Origin of the sequence: Klebsiella spallanzanii (assembly GCF_902158555.1) — a bacterium.
Lineage (GTDB): Bacteria > Pseudomonadota > Gammaproteobacteria > Enterobacterales > Enterobacteriaceae > Klebsiella > Klebsiella spallanzanii.
Genome location: NZ_CABGGS010000004.1, coordinates 226,191 through 233,008, shown reverse-complemented (window position 1 = coordinate 233,008; position 6,818 = coordinate 226,191). Strand labels below are relative to the sequence as shown.

At 52.4% G+C, this 6,818-nt stretch carries 7 protein-coding genes and 1 rRNA gene; 6 read left to right on the top strand and 2 right to left on the bottom strand.

The window, feature by feature from the left end:
* Together FN082_RS07395 and gmhB are read right to left on the bottom strand one after the other, a co-directional pair.
* Positions 1 to 100, bottom strand: a 16S ribosomal RNA gene (locus FN082_RS07395); the annotation flags it as partial.
* A 370-nt stretch (positions 101 to 470) separates the two neighbouring features.
* Positions 471 to 1,037 (bottom strand): D-glycero-beta-D-manno-heptose 1,7-bisphosphate 7-phosphatase, encoded by a 567-nt coding sequence (gene gmhB / locus FN082_RS07390; protein ID WP_139537066.1) that lies wholly within the window; start codon positions 1,035 to 1,037, stop codon positions 471 to 473.
* 189 nt (positions 1,038 to 1,226) lie between these two features.
* On the opposite strand from gmhB, the gene metN reads away from it, so the two are divergent.
* The 6 genes from metN (at position 1,227) to proS (ending at position 6,809) form a co-directional block, all read left to right on the top strand.
* Positions 1,227 to 2,258: a methionine ABC transporter ATP-binding protein MetN gene (gene metN, locus FN082_RS07385; protein WP_142981366.1), complete on the top strand. Its 1,032-nt coding sequence runs from the start codon at positions 1,227 to 1,229 to the stop codon at positions 2,256 to 2,258.
* On the top strand, positions 2,251 to 2,904 hold the full coding sequence (locus FN082_RS07380) for a methionine ABC transporter permease MetI (RefSeq protein ID WP_139537064.1): 654 nt from the start codon (positions 2,251 to 2,253) through the stop codon (positions 2,902 to 2,904). The genes metN and FN082_RS07380 overlap by 8 nt, the downstream gene beginning before the upstream one ends.
* Before the next feature lie 39 nt (positions 2,905 to 2,943).
* A complete protein-coding gene (gene metQ, locus FN082_RS07375) occupies positions 2,944 to 3,759 on the top strand; it encodes a methionine ABC transporter substrate-binding lipoprotein MetQ (protein ID WP_004098791.1) in 816 nt (271 codons plus the stop codon).
* Between the two features lie 108 nt (positions 3,760 to 3,867).
* Entirely contained in the window at positions 3,868 to 4,275 is a 408-nt protein-coding gene (rcsF, locus tag FN082_RS07370) for an Rcs stress response system protein RcsF (protein WP_139537063.1), read from the top strand.
* On the top strand, positions 4,272 to 4,979 hold the full coding sequence (tsaA, locus tag FN082_RS07365; protein WP_142464249.1) for a tRNA (N6-threonylcarbamoyladenosine(37)-N6)-methyltransferase TrmO: 708 nt from the start codon (positions 4,272 to 4,274) through the stop codon (positions 4,977 to 4,979). Before rcsF ends, tsaA begins: the two co-directional genes overlap by 4 nt.
* 111 nt (positions 4,980 to 5,090) lie before the next feature.
* Positions 5,091 to 6,809, top strand: a complete 1,719-nt coding sequence (gene proS, locus FN082_RS07360; protein ID WP_139537061.1) for a proline--tRNA ligase — start codon at positions 5,091 to 5,093, stop codon at positions 6,807 to 6,809.
* Positions 6,810 to 6,818 lie beyond the last annotated feature (9 nt).

The following is a 6,818-nucleotide window of genomic DNA, read 5'->3' as shown; positions in this document are numbered from 1 at the left end:
CTCGTCACCCGAGAGCAAGCTCTCTGTGCTACCGTTCGACTTGCATGTGTTAGGCCTGCCGCCAGCGTTCAATCTGAGCCATGATCAAACTCTTCAATTTAAGTTTGATGCTCGTAGAATTAAACTTCGTAATGAATTACGTGTTCACTCTTTGAGACTTGGTATTCATTTTTCGTCCAGGGACGTTAAGAATCCATGTCACTTTGAGTGCCCACACAGATTGTCTGATAAATTGTTAAAGAGCAGTTGCGACGCGCTTTCGCGCTCTGTCGCGAGGTGGCGTATATTACGCTTTCCTCTTTCAGAGTCAACCCTGAATTTCAGGATTTTTTCTCTTCAACCAACCGGCTGTTTGTGTGAAGTGATTCACATCTGCCGTGTCAGTGGGAGCGCATTATAGGGAGTTATTCGGCGGTGACAAGCGGTAAAACGCATTTTTATTCCAACCGCTCATCTTTTATACGCAACGCTTATTTTTGCTGCTTTTTGATAGCATCCGGCAGGTCCGCCAGGCTATTTAGTACCCAATCAGCGGCGTTTTCAGCCTCGAGGGTCACGGGTTTACCTGTACGCACTAATACTTTCGTTCCTACATCGGCAGCCAACGCCGCCTGCATGTCTTCTACTTTATCACCCACCATATATGAAGCAGCCATATCGATATGCAGATAGTCACGTGCAGAGATCAGCATTCCCGGATGCGGCTTGCGGCAATCACAGGTTTGGCGAAACTCTTCGACGGTTCCCTGCGGATGGTGTGGGCAATAATAGATACCGTCCAGATCAACGCCGCGATCGGCGAGCGACCAATCCATCCATTCAGTCAGCGTTTCAAATTGATCTTCAGTAAACTTACCGCGGGCGATACCGGACTGGTTGGTTACCAGCACCAGCGCATAGCCCATCTCCTTTAATTGACGCATTGCGTCAATGACGCCATCGATAAATTCAAAGTTGTCAATTTCGTGGACATAGCCGTGATCGACATTAATCGTGCCATCACGGTCTAGAAAAATTGCAGGTACTGACTTTGCCACCGGTTTGCTCCTGATAAAGGCTAGTATGCGTAGTATCGCATGTTTCCAGACGCAAGAAAGTGCTCAGTTATACAGAGTCAGATTGATTTAGACGTCTGGATGCCTTAACATCCATTTCATTGACAGGCATCGCCTGGACACGGCAGAAGAAAATGCCACGGCAAACGGCTAAACGATAATAAATAACTGATGATTATACTTTCGAATATCACCAAAGTGTTCCAACAAGGGAACCGCAGCATACAGGCGCTGAATGATGTCAGTCTGCATGTCCCTGCCGGACAAATTTATGGCGTTATCGGTGCTTCTGGCGCAGGTAAAAGTACATTAATCCGCTGCGTGAACCTGCTCGAACGTCCAACTCAGGGCAGCGTGCAGGTTGGCGGCCAGGAGCTGACGGCGCTCTCAGAGAAAGAGCTGACCCGCGCTCGTCGCCAGATCGGCATGATTTTCCAGCACTTTAACCTGCTTGCTTCACGTACCGTATTCGGCAACGTTGCGCTACCTCTGGAACTCGATAATACGCCTAAAGATGAAATTAAGCGCCGGGTGACCGAGCTGCTGGATCTCGTTGGTTTGGACGATAAGCACGATAGCTACCCGGCAAATCTCTCCGGCGGGCAGAAGCAGCGCGTAGCGATTGCCCGTGCTCTGGCCAGTAATCCAAAAGTTCTGCTCTGCGATGAAGCCACCAGCGCCCTGGATCCGGCCACCACGCGTTCGATTCTGGAACTGCTAAAAGATATCAACCGTCGCCTGGGCCTGACAATTCTACTAATCACTCACGAAATGGATGTCGTCAAACGCATCTGTGATTGCGTTGCCGTTATCAGCAACGGCCAGCTCATTGAACAGGATACGGTGAGCGAAGTCTTCTCTCATCCGAAAACCCCGCTGGCACAACAGTTTATTCAGTCCACGCTGCATCTGGATATTCCGGATGACTATCAAGCTCGCCTGAAGCCTGAAGCTCAGCCCGATAGCGTCCCGATGCTGCGCATGGAGTTCACCGGTCATTCCGTTGATGCCCCGCTGCTCTCTGAGACGGCACGCCGCTTTAATGTGAACAACAATATCATTAGCGCGCAGATGGATTACGCCGGCGGCGTGAAGTTCGGCATTATGCTGACCGAGATGCACGGCACACAGGAAGACACCCAGGCAGCAATCGCCTGGCTGCAGGAACACCATGTAAAAGTAGAGGTACTGGGCTATGTCTGAACCAATGATCTGGCTGCTGGTTCGCGGCGTATGGGAAACGCTGGCAATGACGTTTGTCTCCGGCTTCTTCGGTTTTGTTCTGGGCCTGCCGGTTGGCGTACTGCTGTACGTTACGCGCCCAGGGCAAATTGTTGCTAACGCGAAGCTTTACCGCACGCTGTCAGCGGTGGTAAACATTTTCCGTTCGATTCCGTTTATCATCCTGCTGGTCTGGATGATTCCCTTCACTCGTATAATTGTAGGAACGTCGATTGGCCTGCAGGCTGCTATTGTCCCGCTGACGGTGGGCGCGGCGCCATTTATCGCCCGTATGGTGGAAAATGCCCTGCTGGAGATCCCAACGGGTCTTATCGAAGCCTCCCGTGCGATGGGCGCTACGCCGATGCAGATCGTGCGTAAGGTTCTGCTACCGGAAGCGCTGCCTGGCCTGGTGAACGCGGCAACCATTACTCTCATTACGCTAGTCGGCTATTCCGCTATGGGCGGTGCCGTTGGTGCCGGTGGGCTGGGGCAGATTGGCTACCAGTACGGCTATATCGGCTACAATGCAACGGTGATGAATACCGTACTGGTATTGCTGGTTATTCTGGTTTACTTAATTCAATTCTCTGGCGATCGTATCGTCCGGGCTGTGACTCACAAATAACATTACACACAATACCGAATCTTACAGGAAGGAAATAACATGGCCTTTAATTTCAAAACCTTTGCGGCGGTCGGCGCGTTAATCGGTTCTCTGGCTCTGGTGGGTTGCGGTCAAGACGAAAAAGACCCAAACCATATTAAAGTTGGCGTTATCGTCGGTGCGGAACAGCAAGTTGCTGAAGTTGCACAAAAAGTTGCAAAAGAAAAATACGGTCTTGATGTTGAGCTGGTAACCTTCAACGACTATGTTCTGCCAAACGAAGCGCTGAGCAAAGGCGATATCGATGTCAACGCCTTCCAGCATAAACCGTATCTTGACCAGCAGATTAAAGACCGCGGCTACAAACTGGTTTCCGTGGGTAACTCTTTCGTTTATCCGATTGCTGGTTATTCGAAAAAAATCAAATCGCTGGATGAGCTACAGCCGGGCTCGCAGGTCGCCATTCCTAACGATCCAACCAACCTGGGTCGTTCCCTGCTGCTGCTGCAGCAAGTTGGTCTGATCAAACTGAAAGAAGGCGTTGGTCTGCTGCCAACCTCTCTGGATATTATTGAAAACCCGAAAAACCTGAAAATTGTTGAGCTGGAAGCCCCGCAGCTGCCGCGCTCTCTGGATGATGCGCAGATCGCCCTGGCGGTTATTAATACCACCTACGCCAGCCAGATTGGCTTAACTCCGGCAAAAGACGGTATTTTTGTAGAAGGTAAAGAGTCTCCGTATGTAAACCTGATTGTTGCTCGTGAAGACAACAAAGATGCGGAAAATGTTAAGAAATTTGTTCAGGCTTACCAGAGTGACGAAGTTTACGAAGCGGCCAACAAAATCTTTAACGGTGGCGCGGTGAAAGGCTGGTAATCTTTTTTCAGCGTAATATCATGCAGGACGGGCTTTATGCCCGTCTTGTCATTTATGCAAGCACCTGATTCAATAGCGCCCTGTTTGATTATTTATTGAGGAAATACTATGCGTGCTTTACCGGTCTGTTTGTTAGCACTCATGTTAAGCGGTTGTTCTATGCTAAGCAGATCTCCCGTCGAGCCTGTACAAAGCAACGTAACTCCGCCAGCCAAATCGGAACCGGCAAAACCCAAAGCGACGCGCCCGGCCCCGGTAAGAATCTATACCGATGCAACTGAACTGGTGGGTAAACCTTTCCGCGAGCTGGGAGAAGTGACTGGTGAATCATGCCAAGCCTCAAATCAGGATTCTCCCCCAAATATTCCGACAGCCCGCAAGCGTCTGCAAATTAATGCGGCCAAAATGAAAGCCAATGCCGTGCTGCTGCACCGCTGCGAAGTCACCAGCGGAACCCCTGGCTGCTATCGTCAGGCGGTCTGCCTTGGTTCGGCTCTTAACGTTACGGCGCAATGAGTGCTTTTCAGTTTGCGCAGATAGGCGTTATTCGATCGCCCTATAAAGAAAAATTTGCCGTTCCTCGCCAGCCTGGATTGGTCAAAAACGGCGGCGGTGAATTACATCTTCTGCCCCCCTATAACCAGGCCGACGCCGTGCGCGGCCTGGAAAGCTTCAGTCATCTCTGGGTACTGTTTGTTTTCCATCAAACGATGGAAGGCGGCTGGCGCCCGACAGTGCGTCCTCCCCGCCTCGGAGGCAATGCGCGAATGGGCGTTTTCGCCACCCGTTCAACCTTTCGCCCTAACCCCATCGGTATGTCACTGGTCGAGCTAAAAGGTATTCGCTGCCAGAAAGAACTTGTCGTTCTTGAGTTGGGCAGTCTGGACCTGGTGGACGGAACGCCGGTCGTGGACATCAAGCCTTACCTGCCCTTTGCCGAAGCGCTGCCGGATGCCTGCGCCAGCTATGCCCAGCAGGCTCCGCAGGCGGAAATGACGGTGAGCTTTACACCAGAAACGGAATCCCAGATCCTGGCCCTGGAAAAACGCTATCCGCGGCTCAAGCTGTTTATTACCGAGGTTCTGGCGCAAGACCCGCGGCCGGCATATCGTAAAGAAGAAGAGGCAGGAAAAACCTACGCCGTCTGGCTGCTCGATTTTAACGTGCGCTGGAGAGTGATTTCGTCCGGTTTTGAGGTCTTTTCTCTCGAACCACGCTAATTTTATTTTCCTCTCTTTTGGCATCTTTGCCACACTGGTAAACTAAACCACTTTTTTTGTGTCAGGCTGGCTTCCAGCCTGTATCGATCGTCCAAATGGAACCGTAACAACATGCGTACTAGCAAATACCTGCTCTCCACTCTGAAGGAGACACCTGCCGACGCCGAGGTTATCAGCCATCAGCTGATGCTGCGCGCCGGGATGATCCGCAAGCTGGCCTCCGGGTTATACACCTGGCTGCCGACCGGCGTGCGCGTTCTGAGAAAAGTCGAAAAAATCGTGCGTGAAGAGATGAACAACGCCGGTGCGATCGAGGTGTTAATGCCGGTAGTTCAGCCATCAGAGCTGTGGGAAGAGAGCGGTCGTTGGGAACAGTATGGCCCGGAGCTGCTGCGTATTGCTGACCGTGGCGATCGTCCGTTCGTACTCGGCCCAACGCATGAAGAAGTCATCACCGACCTGATTCGTAACGAGCTCAGCTCTTACAAACAGCTGCCGCTGAACTTCTATCAGATCCAGACCAAATTCCGCGACGAAGTGCGCCCGCGCTTTGGCGTAATGCGCTCCCGCGAATTCCTGATGAAAGATGCTTACTCTTTCCATACTTCTCAGGAATCCCTGCAGGAGACCTACGACGCGATGTACGCTGCGTACAGCAAGATCTTCAGCCGTATGGGGCTGGATTTCCGCGCGGTACAGGCTGACACCGGTTCTATCGGCGGCAGTGCCTCCCACGAGTTCCAGGTACTGGCGCAGAGTGGCGAAGATGACGTGATCTTCTCTGACTCTTCCGACTATGCGGCCAACATTGAATTTGCTGAAGCCGTTGCGCCGAAAGAGCCTCGCGCAGCTGCCACTCAGGAAATGACCCTGGTCGATACGCCGAACGCGAAAACCATCGCCGAGCTGGTTGAGCAGTTCAACCTGCCAATCGAGAAAACCGTGAAAACCCTGCTGGTAAAAGCGGTAGAAGATAGCAAATCTCCGCTGATTGCCCTGCTGGTTCGCGGCGATCACGAGCTAAATGAAGTGAAAGCCGAAAAACTGCCGCAGGTTGCCAGCCCGCTGACCTTCGCAACGGAAGAAGAGATCCGCGCGCTGGTGAAAGCAGGCCCAGGTTCTCTGGGTCCGGTTAACATGCCGGTTCCGGTCATTGTTGACCGTACCGTTGCCGCCATGAGCGATTTCGCCGCAGGTGCAAATATCGACGGCAAACACTACTTCGGTATCAACTGGGATCGCGACGTCGCAACCCCGGAAGTTGCGGATATCCGCAACGTCGTCGCAGGCGATCCAAGCCCGGACGGTAAAGGTACGCTGCTGATTAAACGCGGCATCGAAGTCGGTCACATCTTCCAGTTGGGTACCAAGTACTCGGAAGCGATGAAAGCCTCCGTACAGGGCGAGGATGGCCGTAACCAGATTCTGACGATGGGTTGCTACGGTATCGGGGTGACTCGTGTGGTGGCAGCAGCCATCGAGCAGAACTTTGACGATCGCGGGATCCTGTGGCCAGAAGCTATCGCGCCGTTCCAGGTGGCGATTCTGCCGATGAACATGCACAAGTCCTACCGCGTGCAGGAGCTGGCCGAGAAGCTGTACGCAGAGCTGACCGCCCAGGGCATTGAGGTACTGATGGACGACCGTAAAGAGCGTCCAGGCGTGATGTTCGCCGATATGGAACTTATCGGTATTCCGCACACCATCGTGCTGGGCGATCGTAACCTCGACAACGACGATATCGAATACAAATATCGCCGCAGCGGCGAGAAGCAGCTGATTAAAACCGGCGATATCGTGAGTTACCTGGTACAACAAATTAAAGGTTAACGCCAACTG